The 16,392-nt window shown below is 64.6% G+C and carries 14 protein-coding genes; 1 reads left to right on the forward strand and 13 read right to left on the reverse strand.

Annotation, left to right across the window (positions count from 1 at the left end; translation table 11 throughout):
- Positions 1 to 12 precede the first annotated feature (12 nt).
- The 13 genes from MKK04_RS02620 to exaC form a co-directional block, all read right to left on the reverse strand.
- Positions 13 to 1,209, reverse strand: a complete 1,197-nt coding sequence (locus MKK04_RS02620) for an ABC transporter permease (protein WP_233688204.1) — start codon at positions 1,207 to 1,209, stop codon at positions 13 to 15.
- Positions 1,209 to 2,420: an ABC transporter permease gene (locus MKK04_RS02625; protein ID WP_233688203.1), complete on the reverse strand. Its 1,212-nt coding sequence runs from the start codon at positions 2,418 to 2,420 to the stop codon at positions 1,209 to 1,211. The genes MKK04_RS02620 and MKK04_RS02625 overlap by 1 nt, the downstream gene beginning before the upstream one ends.
- A complete protein-coding gene (locus tag MKK04_RS02630) occupies positions 2,420 to 3,106 on the reverse strand; it encodes an ABC transporter ATP-binding protein (RefSeq protein ID WP_207832777.1) in 687 nt (228 codons plus the stop codon). Before MKK04_RS02630 ends, MKK04_RS02625 begins: the two co-directional genes overlap by 1 nt.
- Entirely contained in the window at positions 3,103 to 4,254 is a 1,152-nt protein-coding gene (locus tag MKK04_RS02635; RefSeq protein ID WP_207832778.1) for an efflux RND transporter periplasmic adaptor subunit, read from the reverse strand. Before MKK04_RS02635 ends, MKK04_RS02630 begins: the two co-directional genes overlap by 4 nt.
- Positions 4,255 to 4,684: 430 nt before the next feature.
- Positions 4,685 to 5,386, reverse strand: a complete 702-nt coding sequence (locus MKK04_RS02640; RefSeq protein ID WP_241106203.1) for a LexA family transcriptional regulator — start codon at positions 5,384 to 5,386, stop codon at positions 4,685 to 4,687.
- A 369-nt stretch (positions 5,387 to 5,755) separates the two neighbouring features.
- Positions 5,756 to 6,283: an inorganic diphosphatase gene (gene ppa, locus MKK04_RS02645; RefSeq protein WP_003255365.1), complete on the reverse strand. Its 528-nt coding sequence runs from the start codon at positions 6,281 to 6,283 to the stop codon at positions 5,756 to 5,758.
- A gap of 93 nt (positions 6,284 to 6,376) precedes the next feature.
- The gene (locus MKK04_RS02650; protein WP_023660929.1) at positions 6,377 to 7,192 is read right to left on the reverse strand and encodes a zinc-dependent peptidase; all 816 of its coding nucleotides are present in this window, start codon (positions 7,190 to 7,192) and stop codon (positions 6,377 to 6,379) included.
- Between the two features lie 8 nt (positions 7,193 to 7,200).
- Complete coding sequence (locus MKK04_RS02655; protein ID WP_207832783.1) at positions 7,201 to 7,848, reverse strand: DedA family protein; 648 nt, start codon at positions 7,846 to 7,848, stop codon at positions 7,201 to 7,203.
- Positions 7,849 to 8,072: 224 nt separating this feature from the next.
- Complete coding sequence (locus MKK04_RS02660; RefSeq protein ID WP_241106204.1) at positions 8,073 to 8,555, reverse strand: GNAT family N-acetyltransferase; 483 nt, start codon at positions 8,553 to 8,555, stop codon at positions 8,073 to 8,075.
- Between the two features lie 108 nt (positions 8,556 to 8,663).
- Positions 8,664 to 9,482: an ethanolamine ammonia-lyase subunit EutC gene (eutC, locus tag MKK04_RS02665; protein ID WP_207832788.1), complete on the reverse strand. Its 819-nt coding sequence runs from the start codon at positions 9,480 to 9,482 to the stop codon at positions 8,664 to 8,666.
- 8 nt (positions 9,483 to 9,490) lie between these two features.
- Positions 9,491 to 10,885 (reverse strand): ethanolamine ammonia-lyase subunit EutB, encoded by a 1,395-nt coding sequence (locus MKK04_RS02670; RefSeq protein WP_013970694.1) that lies wholly within the window; start codon positions 10,883 to 10,885, stop codon positions 9,491 to 9,493.
- A 46-nt stretch (positions 10,886 to 10,931) separates the two neighbouring features.
- The gene (gene eat, locus MKK04_RS02675) at positions 10,932 to 12,380 is read right to left on the reverse strand and encodes an ethanolamine permease (RefSeq protein ID WP_013970695.1); all 1,449 of its coding nucleotides are present in this window, start codon (positions 12,378 to 12,380) and stop codon (positions 10,932 to 10,934) included.
- A 227-nt stretch (positions 12,381 to 12,607) separates the two neighbouring features.
- A complete protein-coding gene (gene exaC, locus MKK04_RS02680) occupies positions 12,608 to 14,128 on the reverse strand; it encodes an acetaldehyde dehydrogenase ExaC (RefSeq protein WP_012270312.1) in 1,521 nt (506 codons plus the stop codon).
- Between the two features lie 255 nt (positions 14,129 to 14,383).
- On the opposite strand from exaC, the gene MKK04_RS02685 reads away from it, so the two are divergent.
- Positions 14,384 to 16,357 carry a sigma-54-dependent Fis family transcriptional regulator gene (locus MKK04_RS02685; protein WP_241106205.1) on the forward strand — a complete coding sequence of 658 codons (1,974 nt, stop codon included), beginning with the start codon at positions 14,384 to 14,386 and terminating at the stop codon, positions 16,355 to 16,357.
- Positions 16,358 to 16,392: the final 35 nt, after the last annotated feature.

The following is a 16,392-nucleotide window of genomic DNA, read 5'->3' on the forward strand; positions in this document are numbered from 1 at the left end:
TTGGCCTGGCCGCTACTCACTGCGCAGCGCCGCCACCGGATGCAGGCGGGCGGCCCGCAATGCCGGAGCCAGGCCGGCGAGAACCCCCAGCACCGCCGCCAGCAGCAGCGCCAGTAGCAGAAACAGCGGATGCAGCGCCAAGGGCAGGCTCGGCATGGCCAGGTGCAGTAGCCCGAGCAGCAGGCCCATCAACAGCAGGCCAAGCAAGCCACCGGCCAGGGACAGCAGCGTCGCTTCGGCGAGAAACAGCCCGAGCACCTGCCGCGGGCTGGCGCCAATCGCCCGCAACAGGCCGATTTCCGCCGTGCGCTCGCCCACAGCGGTCGTCATGATGGTGAGAATGCCGACCGCGCCAACCAACAGCGAAATACCCCCCAAGGCACCGATGGCCAGGCTCAGGGTGCCGAGCACGCGGTTGAAGCTGCGCAGCATGTCATCCTGGGTGGTCAGGCTGAAGTCCTCCGCGCCGTGCCGTTCGCCAAGCACCTCGCGAATCTGCCGGCTCAACGCCTTTGAAGTGGTGCCTGCGCCGAACACTACATGGGCTTTGACCACCCCGGTGCGGTTGAACAGGCTTTGCGCCCAATCCACCGGGATGTAGGCGATATCGTCGAGGTTGAAACCGAGCAACTGGCCCTTCTTTTCCATCACGCCGATCACCCGGAAACGCACGCCGCCGACGCGAATCAACTCGCCCAGCGGATTGCGCGCACCGAACAGCTCGGCACGCAGCTGATGGCCGAGCACCACATAGGGCGGCGAACGACCGTCACGGGCCGCGGGCAGGAACTCGCCCAGGCTCAGCTGCATGCGCCAGGCCTGTGCCAATTGATGGCCACCACCGAGAATGTCGCTGCGCCGGCTCAGCTGGCCGAACTGGACATCCCCGCTACCCTGAATGATCGGCACAGCCGCCTCGACATGCGGCAAGCGCCGCAGGGCATCGGTGTCACTGATGGTCAGTGGCCGTACGCTGCCGAGCAGGCCGCCGAGGCCGCTGGTCTGGGTCTTGCCCGGGCGCACGGTGATGATCCGCGTACCGAACTGCGAGAAGTTCTCCAGCACATAGCCGCGCACGCCCTCGCCGATGGCCGTGAGCAGCGCCACGGCGGCTATGCCGATCGCTACCCCGAGCAGGGTCAGCAGGCTGCGCAAGGGGCGGCAGGTCAGCGCCGAGCTGGTCAGCCGGAGACCATCTTGCCAGCGCATCAGTGCGCTCCCGGCGGGCGTAGCGCCGCCACCGGCTCCAGCGCCGAGGCCCGAGCGGCCGGCAGCCAGGCAAACAGCAGTGCCGTGCCGAGTGCCAGCAGTACTGCGCCAGCCCGCGCCCACCAGGGTGCATAGAGCGGCAGATCGAACGCCAGGCGCCCTAGCCAGAGCAAGGTTTCGGCCAGCAGCAGCCCCGCCAGCGCCCCCGTCAGGGCCAGCAGCGCCGCCTCGCCGAGGAACAGCAGGCGCAGCTGCGCCGCCGTCACGCCTATGGCTTTGAGCAGGCCGATCTCGGCGCTGCGCTGGCTCACCGCAATCCAGGTCACGTTCATGATCAGGATGCCTGCCACCACCAGGCTGATCGCGGCAATCCCGGCCACCGCCAGGGTCAGCACCGCGAGTATGTGGTCGAAGGCGCTGAGCAGGCTGTCCTGGCTGACCAGGGTGACGTCTTCCTCACCCTCGTGGCGCTCCTTGAGCGCGGCGAGTATCAGGCGCTTGCTACGGTCGAGAACGCTCGGACCATGCACCTCGACAAACACCCGCGACAACCCTTCGCTATTGAACAAGGCCTGGGCACTGGCCACCGGGATGATCAACATCTCGGCGAAATCCATGCCCAGGGATTCGCCCCGCTCACCGAGGATACCGACCACCCGGAAGCGCCGGTCGCCGGCGCGCAACCATTCACCCAGGGCCGGGCGTTCGCCGAACAGCTCGCGCCGGAGTTTGCCGCCGATCACGCAGACGGCCTCGGCCTGTTCAGGGTCCAGCGCCGGCAGGGGTTGGCCCTGGACGACCGTCAGTTGGCGAATGGCGAAGAAGTCCCGGGTGGTGCCCAGGGTCAGCACCTCACGATTGCGGTTGCCGACTATCACCTCCATCTGCCCGGCCTGTTGCGGCGCGACCCGGCGGATGCCCGGCAGCCGGGTGATGGCCTGGACATCCTGCAAGGTCAATTCGTGCGGCGTCAGGCCGGTGAGCGGAGGCATTCGCCCCGTGGTTTCCTTGCGGCCCGGGAAAACGATCAGGATGTCGCGCCCGAGCAGCGAGAACTCGTTCAGCACAAAGGCCCGCGCCCCAGCGCCAAGGCCGGTGAGCAGGTTGACCGCCACCACCCCGATGGCGATGGCCAGCAGTAGCATCAGGCTGCGCGAGCGGTGCCCACGCAAAGCGCCGAGCCAGAAGCCCAGGGCATCGGCAGCGCGCATCAGGCCAGCGCCCGCTGCGGCGCAATATTGTGGATGCGCCCGTCACGCATGTGTAGCTGGCGCTGTGCGCGGGCGCCAAGGCTGGCGTCGTGGGTCACCACTATCAGGGTCAGACCCTCGCCGTTGAGCTCTTCCAGCAGGCTGAAGACCTCGGCGCCGGCCTGGCTATCGAGATTGCCGGTGGGCTCGTCGGCCAACAACAGCGCCGGTTGCATGACCATCGCCCGGGCGATCGCGACGCGCTGGCGCTGGCCACCGGACAGCTCGGCCGGGCGGTGGGCAAGGCGATCGCCCAGCCCCAGGCGGGCCACCAATTGGCTGCTGCGTTTGCGCCGTTGCGCCGCACCGATGCCAGCGAGGACCATCGGCAGCTCGATGTTTTCCAGCACCGTCAGCCGTGCGATCAGGTGGTAGGACTGGAAAACGAAGCCTATCAGTCGGCTGCGCAACTGGGCGCGGCGCGCCTCGCTCAGCGCCGCCGTGGCCTCGCCCTGCAGCCAGTACTCGCCGGCGCTCGGCGCATCGAGCAGGCCAAGGATGTTCAGCAGGGTCGACTTGCCCGAGCCCGAAGGGCCCATCACTGCCATGTAGTCACCGGCTGCGATGTCCAGGTCCAGGCCGTCCAGCCCCATCACCCGTTGTTCGCCCAGCTGGAAGCTGCGGCTGCCGCCGCGCAGGCGGATCATTTTTCGGTCTCCGTGGCATCCAGCGGGATCACCGCCACGGTATCCTTGAGCCCCTCCTGCTCGAGGCTGGCGACGATACGCGCGTCCTCGTCGAGCCCGGCGAGCACCTCGGTCCAGCGCCAGTTGCTCAACCCGGTTTGTACCTGCACCTCGCGCAACACCCGGGCGCTCGGGTCATATCGCAGCACACGCTGCCCCTCCAGCAGGGTTTCGGTGGGGATGCGCAAAGCACTTGCGTGCTGCTCCAGGAGGATCTCGACATCGGCGCTATAGCCGGTGAGCAGGGCCAGGTCTGACGGCGGCTGGTCGAAGCGAACCTCGACATCGACGGTACGCGCCTGCTTCTCCAATTCACGCACATAGGGTGCGATGCGGCTGACGCGGCCGGTGAAATGCTGGCCACGGAAGGCATCCAGGCTGATCCGCACGGCGGTGCCGGGGTGAACCCGGGCAGCGTCCACCTCATCGATCGGTGCCTCGACATACAGGCAGCTGTCGTCGATCAGGTCGACCGCCGGTGGCGTGGGAATACCCGGCGGCGAAGGGGTGACGAACTCACCCAGTTCGCCGTTGATTTCTGCGACTACGCCGGCAAATGGCGCACGCAGGGTCGTCTGCTCCAGCAGTGAACGCTGCAGCTGCAGGCTGGCGTCGGCCTCGCGGATCAGCACGGCACTGGCACTGCACATCAGCTTCGCCAGGTTGGCCTTGGTCGCGGCCTGGTCGAGGCGATCGGCGGCAATCAGCTTGCGGTCGGCCAGCTGGCCCAGGCGATCAAGGTCGCGCCGGTCCAGGAGCGCTTGCTGGCAGCGCTGTTCGCGGGTGTTGCGCTGGGCCTCCAGCCGCGCCTCGGCCTCCTGCAGCCTGGCCAGCTGCTCGTCCTGGCGCAGGCGCATGAGCACCTGGCCCGGTTGGACCCGCTGGCCCTCGCTGACCTGCAACTCGGCAACCTGGCCGCCGACATTGAAGGACAGGTGCGAGCGTCGACAGGACTTCAGCGTACCCGCGCGCGTATTGGCCACCACCGTTTCCACCGGCCCCCGCTCAACCTCCAGCAGCCTGACCGGCAACGGCTGCGGTCGACTCAACCAGCCGCCCAGCACCACCAGACAAGCCAGTATCGACGAGCCAATCAATAATTTGCGCATGGACTACACCTCCTCCCATATGGCTTGAGCCTAGAACAGGAGGATGAAAGCTCCACGCGAAACGTCATTTATCCGACGATTTTCAGATGAGCGTCAGGGTAGTGTCAGATAAATGGCGAATGAGATTATTTTCGCTCTCACAACTGCGATTTCCCCGCCATAGGAAGGTTGCAGAGGAGCAGAATGGCTTTTCTTCAGGCATTAAAAAGCCGGCTTGTGGCCGGCTTCTCGGGGACGCTTCCGACTAATTTATGGTAAGCCGCAATCGCCTTAACTGTGTGGCCATCAAAGGCCTGAAAGAGATGGCAGATGCCCGTGTGGGATATCGCCGAGCCCTCTGGACCGCGGCTCGCGCCGGTCGGGGCTGAATGTGCGGCGTAGCATACAAGGGCGCGCGCAGGATGCCCAGCAAAAAATGGCACAGGTTGTTTCAGCCGGGCCGTTGCTGGCGGAAATGCGACCAGTGGAATACCCAGCCCAGAATTTCCAGCCCTTGTGCCTGGCGCTGGGCGGCGGTGTAGCGTTCTACCGCATAGGTGCGCCGGTCATGGCTGTGCAGGTACAGCGTGCCGTGCTGGCCGAGGCTGAGGTTGTTCACCCGGAGCGCGCCGTTGTGCAGCAGGGCATAGGTTTCGCCCTCGACCACCCGGGTCATGCCCAGGTCGATGGCCAGGGTGGCCTGCAGCGGAATCAGCGGGGTCATGTTGCTGGCGGGCATGGCCAGGCAGATGGCGTTGTCGGCATGCACACCCAACACTTTCAGGGCTTTTGTGGGCAGGCACAGGTGCTTGCTGGCCACAGGTGACAGCAGGCCGTTGTGCAGTTCGTAAAAGGGTACCTTCAGTGCCCGGCCGCCTTGTGCCGACAGTGGCGTGGGCGGGTTGGCGGGCGCCGGCCCTGGCGGGCAGTTGCGCAGGATCGGGTTGTGGTGTTTGGGCCCTTCGCCCGTGCGCAACCAGCGACGATGCACGCAGAACAGGTCGGCCATTTCGTCCAGCCGGGCCAGGGGCACACCGCGCTTGAACCAGTTGTTGACGTGCTGGGGTGTGACGCTGCGCTGGGCGGCGAAATCGGAAGGGGTCAGGCCACATTCGTGGAGCAGGGCTTTGAGGCGGTCGCCGGATGTGTTCATGGCGGCGAGTGTAGCGGCGGGGTGCCAGCAAGGATATGAACCGGATGTTGATGGGGCTTGTGTGAAAAGCGCCTGTTTGTAGGGCGTTGGCGTAGGACTGCGTAGGATTTATTACTTTCCCAAGCAAGTGCGCGGTTCCTGTGGGAGCGGGCGTGCCCGCGAAGAGGCCAACGCGGTAGCTGGCACCGGCTGCGCCGGTGTTCGCGGGCACGCCCGCTCCCACAGGGATCGCGCCAGCATTTAGAGTTTGAGCAAGACAGTTGCTCCCACAAAAGTGCTGCGCAGGCAGGTCATCCAGTGCCAGGGCGGCCAGCCATCCATCAGGCATAAAAAAACCCCGCCAGGGCGGGGTTCTTCATGCAACCGGTATCAGCCCTTGTAGGCAGCAACCGATTTGGTGATCGCGGCACGGGCGGCGTCAGCGCCTTCCCAGCCTTCGATCTTGACCCACTTGCCCTTCTCGAGATCTTTGTAGTTGGCAAAGAAGTGCTCGATCTGCTGGATCAGCAGGGCTGGCAGGTCGGTGTATTCCTTCACGTCGACGTACAGCTGCGACAGCTTGTCGTGAGGAACAGCGATGACCTTGGCATCGCCGCCGCCGTCGTCGGTCATGTTCAGCACGCCGACCGGACGGGCGCGGATAACCGAACCTGGAGCTACCGGGTAAGGGGTAACGACCAGCACGTCCAGCGGATCACCGTCATCGGCCAGGGTGTTCGGGATGAAGCCGTAGTTGGCTGGGTAGAACATCGGGGTAGCCATGAAACGGTCGACGAACAGGGTATCGCTGTCCTTGTCGATCTCGTATTTGATCGGCGCGTGGTTGGCCGGGATTTCGATGGCGACGTAGATGTCGTTCGGCAGGTCTTTGCCCGCCGGAATCTTGCTGTAGCTCATTGGGCAGTGCCCCCGTGTTTGACCAAAAAAGTGGCGGCGATTATAGGCACATTCTGCATGGGCATGCCACGCCTGGCCTGATGTGCGGCCCCGTCAGGCGTGGCTTTCGCGGTATTCCGGGTGTTCGGCCTGCAGCCGGCACAGGCGCGCCAGCGGGTCCTGGCGGTAGAACAGCGACAACTGGCGGTAGACCTGTGGATAAGCCTGTTGCAGCAGGTCGGGTGCACTAAAGAAGTACTCGCTGGTGACGGCAAAGAACTCCGCGGGGTTTTCCGCGGCATACGGGTCGATGGCGGTTTCGGCGTCGGGGTTGGCGTCCAGCTGGCGGTTGAGGTCGTCATAGGCCTGTTGCATGGCGGTTGCCCATTCATCCACAGGCATGCCGCTGTGCAGCGGCGGCAGGCCGTTGGCATCGCCATTGAGCATGTCGAGCTTGTGCGCCAGCTCATGGATGACCAGGTTGTAGGCCTCCCAGCCCCCACTGGCCAGCACGCCGCTCCAGGCGAGGATGATCGGGCCCTGTTGCCAGGCCTCGCCGCTGTGCTCGCCGTCCCATACGTGCTCGACGCCACTGGCATCGCGGTGGCGCTGGGGGCTCTTGAAGTCGTCGGGGTAGAGGATGATTTCGTGGAAACCCTGGTACCAGTTCAGCTCGCCCAGGTGCAGCAGCGGCAACTGCGCCTGGGCCGCCAGCAACAGGCGCTGCTCGTCGTCCGGCTCGACGCCGGGCAGGCAGGTGAGGTGCTTGTCGAGCAGGAACAGGATGCAGGCTTCACGCAGCCAGCGATCTTCTTCGTCAGTGATGCCGTCCAGCATCGGCAGGCGCTCGCGCACGGCCTGCCATTGCTGGGGGGGGATGGGGTAGCGCGCCAGGGTGCGCTTGCGCCGCCAGGCGCTGAACGACCACATTGGCAGGCTTAGTGCGCCTTGGCCGTGCGGCCCAGGCGGCTACGCAGCAGGCCGAGGATCATCGGCACCAGCGACAGGATGATGATGCCTACCACCATCAGCGACAGGTGTTGCTTGATGAATGGCACGTTGCCGAAGAAGTAGCCCAGGGTAACCAGGCCGCCGACCCACAGCAGCGAACCGGCGACGCTGAAACCGAGGAAGCGCGGGTAGTGCATGTGGGCGATGCCGGCGACGAACGGTGCAAAGGTGCGCAGGATAGGCAGGAAGCGCGCCATGGTCACGGTCTTGCCGCCGTGGCGTTCATAGAAGTCGTGGGTACGCTGCAGGTAGTCGCGGCGGAAGATCTTCGAGTTTGGGTTGTTGAACAACCGTTCGCCGGCCGTGCGGCCGATCACGTAGTTGGTGCTGTCGCCGAGGATCGCGGCGGCCATCAGCAGGCCGGCCAGCAGGACCGGGTCCATGCCGCCACCGGCGGCCACGGCGCCGGCGATGAACAGCAGCGAATCGCCGGGCAGGAAGGGCATGACCACCAGACCGGTTTCACAGAAGATCACGGTGAAGAGGATGGCGTAGATCCAGGGACCGTAGTTGGTGACCAGCAGATCGAGGTAGGCATCGAGATGCAGGATAAGGTCCAGCGGGTTGAAATCCATGTACAGCACCTGTGTTCTTGGGCGTAGGCTCGGTTACCTGGGGATGGGTAAATTTTCACACATGACAGGTGGGCCATTATACGGCTAAGTCAGGATCATGCCCGGGGAGTTTGTAGCGGGGGGTTACGGCAGGGGTATTCCTGTTCCGGCCTCTTCGCGGGTGAACCCGCTCCCACAGGTACAGCATCGATTTCAGATGCGTCGCGATCCCTGTGGGAGCGGGTTCACCCGCGAAGAGGCCAGCACAGGCAATCCTGGCTGATTGGCAGGATATAGCTCTTGAACTCGTTATCCTCACGAAACCCGATGGATTCGTAAGTCTTGTGCGCTACCTCATTGTCCGCGCTGGTCGACACCCGCATGCGCACGGCATTGGTTTCCTTGGCCATTTTCTTCGCCTCGCGCATCAGGTGGTCGGCCACCAGCATGCGCCGCGAGTCCTCGGCCACGTAGATATCGTTGAGAATCCATACCCGCTTCAGCGACAGCGACGAGAAGCTCGGGTACAGCTGGCAGAAGCCCAGCAGTTTGCCGTTGTCATCATCGGGTAGCGCCAGGTAGATCACCGACTCATCCCGCTTCAGGCGCTTTTCCAGGAAGCTGCGCGAGCTGTCGGGATAGGGTAGCTGCCCGTAGAACTCACGGTATTTGACGAACATCGGCGTGAGCAGGTCGAGGTGTTCCAGGGTTGCCTTGATGATGCGCATGTGCGGCCCTCAGAGTCCGTTAGGGGAAACAGCGGATTGCCAGCAGCTTTCAAGGGCATGCTGCCCAATGCGCGGGGCAAGTGCAATCCGCCTTCCGTGACATGTTTTTTACCCTTTGCCGAGCAGGAAATTACCTTTCTGGCCGGTGCTGTGTTCACTCTCCAGGCTATGGACCTCGGCTTCGTCCTTCAGATTCACCCCGGAAAGCTGGCGCCGGCAGGCTTCACGCATCAAGTACAGCAAGCGGTGCGCTGCCATGCCATAGCTCAGCCCTTCCAGACGGATGTTGGAAATGCAGTTGCGGTAGGCATCGGTCAGGCCCACCTTCGGTGCATAGGTGAAATACAGGCCAAGGCTGTCGGGCGAACTGAGCCCCGGCCGTTCGCCGATCAGCATCACAGTCATCCGTGCGCCCAGCAGTTCACCGATCTCGTCGGCCACTGCCACGCGGCCCTGCTGCACCAGCACCACCGGGGCGCTGGTCCAGCCGTCGGCGGCGGCCTGCTCCTCGAAGCGCGCGAGGAAGGGCAGGGTGTGGCGGTGCACGGCCAAGGCCGACAGGCCGTCAGCGACGACGATGGCCAGGTCGACCCCACCGGGGTTGGCCTGGGCGTGCTCGCGCAGCGCGGCAACCGAATCTTCGCTCAGGCGCCGCCCCAGGTCCGGGCGTTGCAGGTACTGGTTGCGGTCGCTGGCGGCGCTGTGCAGCACCAGGCTTTCGCGCCCGCGGTCACTCAGCTGGGTAGCCAGGCCGGCATGGTCGAAGGCCAGGTGCACGGCGTCGCGGGCCTGGGCATGGGCGAACTGGAAGTCCAGCTGCGCCCCGGTCGGCAGGCTGGTGCCGGTACGGCCCAGGGCGATGCGCGCCGGGGTCAGGTTGCGCAGGGCCAGCCAAGGGTTGTCGGGGGTAGGCGTGCGGTGGTCCATGGTCATCCCTATGCAAGCTGTGCCAAGGCCTGACGGAAGGCCGGCGGCAGGTTGTCACCAAAGCGCACCCGGCCATCGGCCTGGGTGAAGATGCCGGTGCGGGCCAGCCATGCCTCGAATTCCGGCCCGGGCTTCAGGCCCAGGGTCTGGCGCGCGTACAGCGCGTCGTGGAACGAGGTGGTCTGGTAGTTGAGCATGATGTCGTCGGAGCCGGGGATGCCCATGATGAAGTTGATCCCGGCCACGCCCAGCAGGGTCAGCAGGGTGTCCATGTCGTCCTGGTCGGCTTCGGCGTGGTTGGTGTAGCAGATGTCGCAACCCATCGGCACCCCGAGCAGCTTGCCGCAGAAGTGGTCTTCGAGGCCGGCGCGGATGATCTGCTTGCCGTTGTACAGGTACTCCGGGCCGATGAAACCGACCACGGTGTTGACCAGGAACGGCTTGAAGTGGCGGGCCACGGCATAGGCGCGGGTTTCACAGGTTTGCTGGTCGACGCCATGGTGGGCGTTGGCCGACAGCGCGCTGCCCTGGCCGGTTTCGAAGTACATCAGGTTCTGCCCGAGGGTGCCGCGTTTCAGCGACAGGCCCGCCTCGTAGCCTTCCTGCAGCACGTTCAGGTTGATGCCGAACCCGGCGTTGGCCGCCTCGGTGCCGGCGATGGACTGGAACACCAGGTCCAGTGGCACGCCACGGTTGATCGCCTCGATCGAGGTGGTGACGTGGGTCAGCACGCAGGCCTGGGTGGGGATGTCGTAGCGCTGGATGATGGCGTCGAGCATTTCCAGCAGGGCGCAGATCGAGGCGATGCTGTCGGTGGCCGGGTTGATGCCGATCATGGCATCGCCGTTGCCGTACAGCAGGCCGTCCAGAATGCTGGCGGCGATACCGGCCGGCTCGTCGGTCGGGTGGTTGGGCTGCAGCCGGGTCGACAGGCGCCCGCGCAGGCCCATGGTGCCACGGAAGCGGGTGACCACGCGGATCTTCTGCGCCACCAGCACCAGGTCCTGCACGCGCATGATCTTCGACACCGCGGCGGCCATTTCCGGCGTCAGCCCTGGCGCCAGGCTGCGCAGGCTGTCCTCGTTGGCCTCTTCGCTCAGCAGCCAGTCGCGCAGGCCACCCACGGTCAGGTGGCTGACCGGGGCGAAGGCCTGGGCATCGTGAGTGTCGATGATCAGGCGCGTGACTTCATCATCTTCGTAGGGGATCAGCGCTTCATTGAGAAAATGCGTCAGCGGGATATTGGCCAGGGCCATCTGCGCGGCGACCCGTTCGCCGTCGTTGCTGGCCGCAACGCCCGCCAGGTAGTCCCCGGAGCGGGCGGGGCTGGCCTTGGCCATCACTTCCTTGAGGCTGTCGAAGCGGTAGACCAGGTGGCCGACCGTGTGTACGAAACTTGCCATACAGACTCTCCAGAGCCGCGGGTTGCCCCGCGGCGGGTGGCGGCGATCAGTGCAGGGCCTCTTCGGCCTTCTGGATCGCGGCGAATTCCTCTTCCGGTGTACCCGCGACCAGGTGGTGGCGGCTGTAGAAAGCAAAGTAGGCAATTAATACCGCATAGATCACTGCGGCGCCAATCACCACCCGTGGGTCGACCAGGAAACCGGCGACCACGGCGATGCAGGCCAGCACCAGGGCCAAACCCGAGGTGAAGATGCCACCGGGGGTACGGTAGGGGCGCTCCATCTTCGGCCGGCGGATGCGCAGGGTGATGTGCGCGGCCATCATCAGCACGTACGACAGGGTAGCGCCGAACACCGCCACCAGGATCAGCAGGTCACCCTGGCCAGTCAGCGACAGGGCAAAGCCGATGATCCCGGGGATGATCAGGGCCAGTACCGGGGCCTTGCTCTTGTTGGTTTCCGACAGCTTGCGCGGCAGGTAGCCGGCGCGGGACAGGGCGAAGATCTGCCGGGAATAGGCGTAGATGATCGAGAAGAAGCTGGCGATCAGCCCGGCCAGGCCGACCAGGTTGACGAAGCCGCCCATCCAGGTGCTACCGCCGTAGGCCTTGGACAAGGCTTCTACAAGTGGGTTGCCGGACGCTTTCAGTGCTTCGGAGCCCGCGCCGCCGGGGCCGACCACCAGGATCAGCAGGGCGAAGGCCAGCAGTACCAGCATGGCGCCGATCAGGCCGCGTGGCAGGTCGCGCTTGGGGTTCTTGGTTTCTTCGGCGGCCAGTGGCACGCCCTCTACGGCGAGGAAGAACCAGATGGCGTAGGGGATGGCCGCCCATACGCCGACATAGCCGAACGGCAGGAAGCTGCTGGCGCCCACGGCGTCCGTTTTGGCGATGTCGAACAGGTTGGCTGCATCAAAATGGGGCACCATGCTCACCAGGAACACGGCCAGGGCGATGGCGGCGATGGCAGTGATGATGAACATCAGCTTCAACGCCTCACCCACGCCAAAGATGTGGATGCCGATGAACACGATGTAGAACGCCAGGTAGATCATCCAGCCGCCGATGCCGAACAGTGACTGGCAATAGGCGCCGATGAACACCGCGATGGCGGCGGGGGCGATGGCGTACTCGATGAGGATCGCCGTCCCGGTGAGGAAGCCGCCCCAGGGGCCGAAGGCGCTGCGGGCAAAGCCATAGCCGCCGCCTGCGGTGGGGATCATCGACGACAGCTCGGCCAGCGAGAAGCACATGCACAGGTACATGGTGGCCATCAGCAGGGTGGCGAGGAACATACCGCCCCAGCCGCCCTGGGCCAGGCCGAAGTTCCAGCCGGCATAGTCGCCCGAGATGACATAAGCCACGCCCAGGCCGACCAGCAGGACCCAGCCTGCGGCGCCTTTTTTCAGTTCACGTTGCTGGAAATAGTCCGAGCCGACTTTTTCGAAGTCGACGGAAGAGCCTGCCGGCGAGCCGGCGGAATGATCGCTTGGCATAGATTCACCTGTTGTTTTTCTTGGTGGCCGGACGGGTTCCGGGCCGATGGTGATGTGTATTGCAGGAAGCGAGCCAGAGCGGTTGGTGCACGGTTACCGCTCTGGGTTTTGTGTAAAGCAGGCCAGGCCTCTTCGCGGGTGAACCCGCTCCTACAGGGGGTGTACAGCACCTTAAGCAAGCGCAGTACCTGTGGGAGCGGGTTTACCCGCGAAGAAGACGGCGCGGTTTAGAAGAAGCCCAACGGATTGATGTCGTAGCTCACCAGCAGGTTCTTGGTCTGCTGGTAGTGATCGAGCATCATCTTGTGGGTCTCACGCCCGACCCCCGACTTCTTGTAGCCACCGAACGCCGCATGCGCCGGGTACAGGTGGTAGCAGTTGGTCCACACGCGGCCAGCCTTGATCCCACGGCCCATGCGGTAGGCACGGTTGATGTCGCGGGTCCACACGCCGGCGCCCAGGCCGAACTCGGTGTCGTTGGCAATCGCCAGGGCTTCGGCTTCGTCCTTGAAGGTGGTGACGCTGACCACCGGGCCGAAGATTTCTTCCTGGAACACGCGCATCTTGTTGTTGCCTTTGAGCAGGGTCGGCTGGATGTAGTAACCGGTGGCCAGCGAGCCTTCCAGTTTTTCCACCTTGCCGCCGGTCAGCAGCTCGGCGCCTTCCTTCTGGGCGATGTCGAGGTACGACAGGATCTTCTCGAACTGCTGTTGCGAGGCCTGGGCGCCGACCATGGTGTCGGTGTCCAGCGGGTCGCCGCGCTTGATCTGCAGCACCTTCTTCATCACCACTTCCATGAACTGCGGGTAGATCGATTCCTGTACCAGTGCCCGCGACGGGCAGGTGCATACCTCGCCCTGGTTGAAGAACGCCAGCACCATGCCTTCGGCCGCCTTCTCGATGAAGCTTGGCTCGGCCTGCATGATGTCTTCGAAATACACGTTCGGCGACTTGCCGCCCAGTTCGACGGTGGACGGAATGATGTTCTCGGCGGCGCATTTCATGATGTGCGAGCCGACCGGGGTAGAGCCAGTGAAGGCGATCTTGGCGATGCGCTTGCTGGTGGCCAGGGCTTCACCGGCTTCGCGGCCATAGCCTTGCACCACGTTGAGCACGCCAGGTGGCAGCAGGTCGCCAATGACTTCGAGCAGTACGGTGATTCCCAGTGGCGTTTGTTCGGCCGGCTTGAGCACCACGCAGTTGCCGGCGGCCAGTGCCGGAGCAAGCTTCCAGGCGGCCATCAGGATCGGGAAGTTCCACGGGATGATCTGTCCGACCACGCCCAGTGGCTCGTGGATGTGGTAGGCCACGGTGCCTTCGTTGATCTCGGCAGCGCCGCCTTCCTGGGCGCGGATGCAGCCAGCGAAGTAGCGGAAGTGGTCAACCGCGAGCGGGATGTCGGCGTTGAGGGTTTCGCGGATCGGCTTGCCGTTGTCCCAGGTTTCGGTAATGGCCAGCAGTTCGAGGTTCTGCTCGATACGGTCGGCGATCTTCAGCAGAACGTTGGAGCGATCCTGCACTGAAGTGCGGCCCCAGGCGTCGGCCGCAGCGTGGGCGGCATCCAGGGCTTTGTCGATGTCTTCGGCAGTGGAGCGAGGGAATTCAGCGATCAGCTTGCCATTCACCGGGGAGGTATTTTCGAAGTACTGCCCCTTTACCGGAGGAACGAACTCACCACCGATGTAGTTGCCGTAGCGGCTCTTGAAGGAAACCTTCGCGCCTTCGGTACCGGGATGTGCGTAACGCATGGTGTGTCTCCTGGCTATTGTGTTTGTTAGGGAGTTGGAAAGCGTAGAGCAAAGGTTGGGCCAGCGTTTCGAGTGCCAGTAAAATCAATGACTTGGCTCGATTCCCAAAGCCTGCCCCACGGTTGCTGTGCCAGCACCGGTACGCGCGGGGGTGACACTTTGTGCCATTTGCGACACGTAACCGGAGGGTGCATTGCAAAGCCTTCCCGGGTGGAGGATGCTGGCGGGACTCTCTATCTGCGGAGAACTACAACAATGCAGAGCAATCTTTTCAGTCGCCATGCCCAGCAAGTCCACAGCGTTGCCCATGGTGGGGCCGGAGAGGGCGGCAGCGACCCCTCCATCGCCCGCTCCTGGCTGCGCTGCCTGGAGGACTACCACCTCGACCCGTCGGTGATCGAGGCCCCGGTGGTGCTCGAACACGGGCGCCTGCTGGAAAGCCGCGAGCGCCTGCGCCAGGTGCTGCAGATTGCCGACCATGAAATGAACAGCCTGCACCAGCAGCTTTCCGGGGCCGGCCATGCGGTGCTGCTGACCGATGCCCGTGGGGTGATCCTCAATTGCGTCAGCGCGCCGACCGAGCGGCGCAGCTTCGAGCGCGCCGGGCTGTGGCTGGGCGCCGACTGGAGCGAGGCACGCGAGGGCACCAACGGCATCGGCACCTGTCTGGTCGAGCGCCAGGCGCTGACCATTCACCAGAACGAGCACTTCCGTGGTCGCCACACCGGCCTGACCTGCTCGGCCAGCCCGGTGTTCGACCCGCACGGCGAGCTGCTGGCGGTGCTGGATGTGTCTTCGGCACGGCCCGACGTTTCCCGGCAGAGCCAGTTCCACACCATGGCCCTGGTCAACCTGTCGGCGAAGATGATCGAAAGCTGCTACTTCCTGCGCCATTTCGAACAGCAATGGCTGTTGCGTTTTCACCTGCAGGCCGAGTCGGTCGGTCTGTTCAGCGAAGGCCTGCTGGCCTTCGACGGTGACGGGCGCATCTGCGCCGCCAACCAGAGCGCGCTGAACCTGCTGGGCACGGTGCGTGGTGGCGTGCTGGGCAAACCGCTGGAACGCTTTTTCGCTTGCAGCCACGACGAACTGTTCAGCCGCGCCACGCCCGCTGGCAGCACGGCCTGGCCGCTGCGCACCCTGGACGGGCGCCAGGTGTTCGCCAGCCTGCGTGGTCAGGCGCGCGCACCGGTGTGGTCGGTGCCAGCTGCCCAGCCGCGACCCGTGCGGGACGTGGAGCCGCTTATCTGCCTGCTCGACCCGGCCTTGCAGAACGACTTCCGCCGCAGCGTGCGGGTGTTCGAGCGCGATGTGCCGCTGCTGCTGCGTGGCGAGACCGGCTGTGGCAAGGAGGCTTTCGCCCAGGCTGTGCACCAGGCCAGCGAGCGGCGCGGCAAGCCGTTCGTCGCCATCAACTGCGCGTCGATCCCGGAGAGCCTGATCGAGAGCGAACTGTTCGGCTACCGTGGCGGCAGCTTTACCGGCGCGCGCAAGGAAGGCATGCGCGGCAAGCTGTTGCAGGCTGACGGCGGCACTTTGCTGCTGGACGAGATTGGTGACATGCCACTGACTCTGCAAACCCGCTTGCTGCGCGTGCTGGAGGAGCGCCAGGTGGTGCCGATCGGTGGCGAACCGCAGGCGGTCGACGTGCGCATTGTCAGCGCCACCCACCGCGACTTGCTGGAGCGGGTGGCGCAGGGCAGTTTCCGCGAGGACCTGTATTACCGCCTGAATGGCCTGGAAGTGGCGTTGCCGGCGGTGCGCGAGCGCAGTGACAAGGCGCAGTTGCTGGACTTTCTGCTGCGTCAGGAGGCGCAGGGGCAGCTGATCGACATCGAGCCGAGGGCGCGCCAGGCACTGCTCGATTTCGCCTGGCCGGGGAATGTGCGGCAGATGCGTAATGTGCTGCGTACCTTGGTGGCGCTTTGCGAAGACTCCCGGATTGTGTTCCCGGATCTCCCCGCCATTGTTCGCGAGGGCTTCGCCCTCGATCGCCTGCAAGCCAGCTCCCACATCGACGGCAATGGCTTCAAGCCATGTGCAAACCCTGTGGGAGCCGGCTTGCCGGCGATAGGGCCTGCCGCTTTGGAGGATGCCGAGCGCCATGCGCTGCTGGCGACCCTGGAGGCAAAACACTGGCACCTCACCCGTGTCGCCGAGCACTTGGGCATCAGCCGCAATACCTTGTATCGAAAACTGCGCAAACACGGCATCACCAGGGCCGGCTGAGCGAAACATCTGGTGCGATTTATCGCGCCCTGGGC

It is taken from the genome of Pseudomonas sp. LS.1a (assembly GCF_022533585.1).
GTDB lineage: Bacteria > Pseudomonadota > Gammaproteobacteria > Pseudomonadales > Pseudomonadaceae > Aquipseudomonas.

What these genes read in the sequence shown, in the direction of transcription:
- MKK04_RS02620 (WP_233688204.1), bottom strand. Translation starts at nt 1,209, where the DNA reads ATGCGCTGGCAAGATGGTCTCCGGCTGACCAGCTCGGCGCTGACCTGC.
- MKK04_RS02625 (WP_233688203.1), bottom strand. Translation starts at nt 2,420, where the DNA reads ATGCGCGCTGCCGATGCCCTGGGCTTCTGGCTCGGCGCTTTGCGTGGG.
- MKK04_RS02630 (WP_207832777.1), bottom strand. Translation starts at nt 3,106, where the DNA reads ATGATCCGCCTGCGCGGCGGCAGCCGCAGCTTCCAGCTGGGCGAACAA.
- MKK04_RS02635 (WP_207832778.1), bottom strand. Translation starts at nt 4,254, where the DNA reads ATGCGCAAATTATTGATTGGCTCGTCGATACTGGCTTGTCTGGTGGTG.
- MKK04_RS02640 (WP_241106203.1), bottom strand. Translation starts at nt 5,386, where the DNA reads ATGAACACATCCGGCGACCGCCTCAAAGCCCTGCTCCACGAATGTGGC.
- ppa (WP_003255365.1), bottom strand. Translation starts at nt 6,283, where the DNA reads ATGAGCTACAGCAAGATTCCGGCGGGCAAAGACCTGCCGAACGACATC.
- MKK04_RS02650 (WP_023660929.1), bottom strand. Translation starts at nt 7,192, where the DNA reads ATGTGGTCGTTCAGCGCCTGGCGGCGCAAGCGCACCCTGGCGCGCTAC.
- MKK04_RS02655 (WP_207832783.1), bottom strand. Translation starts at nt 7,848, where the DNA reads ATGGATTTCAACCCGCTGGACCTTATCCTGCATCTCGATGCCTACCTC.
- MKK04_RS02660 (WP_241106204.1), bottom strand. Translation starts at nt 8,555, where the DNA reads ATGCGCATCATCAAGGCAACCCTGGAACACCTCGACCTGCTCACGCCG.
- eutC (WP_207832788.1), bottom strand. Translation starts at nt 9,482, where the DNA reads ATGGACCACCGCACGCCTACCCCCGACAACCCTTGGCTGGCCCTGCGC.
- MKK04_RS02670 (WP_013970694.1), bottom strand. Translation starts at nt 10,885, where the DNA reads ATGGCAAGTTTCGTACACACGGTCGGCCACCTGGTCTACCGCTTCGAC.
- eat (WP_013970695.1), bottom strand. Translation starts at nt 12,380, where the DNA reads ATGCCAAGCGATCATTCCGCCGGCTCGCCGGCAGGCTCTTCCGTCGAC.
- exaC (WP_012270312.1), bottom strand. Translation starts at nt 14,128, where the DNA reads ATGCGTTACGCACATCCCGGTACCGAAGGCGCGAAGGTTTCCTTCAAG.
- MKK04_RS02685 (WP_241106205.1), top strand. Translation starts at nt 14,384, where the DNA reads ATGCAGAGCAATCTTTTCAGTCGCCATGCCCAGCAAGTCCACAGCGTT.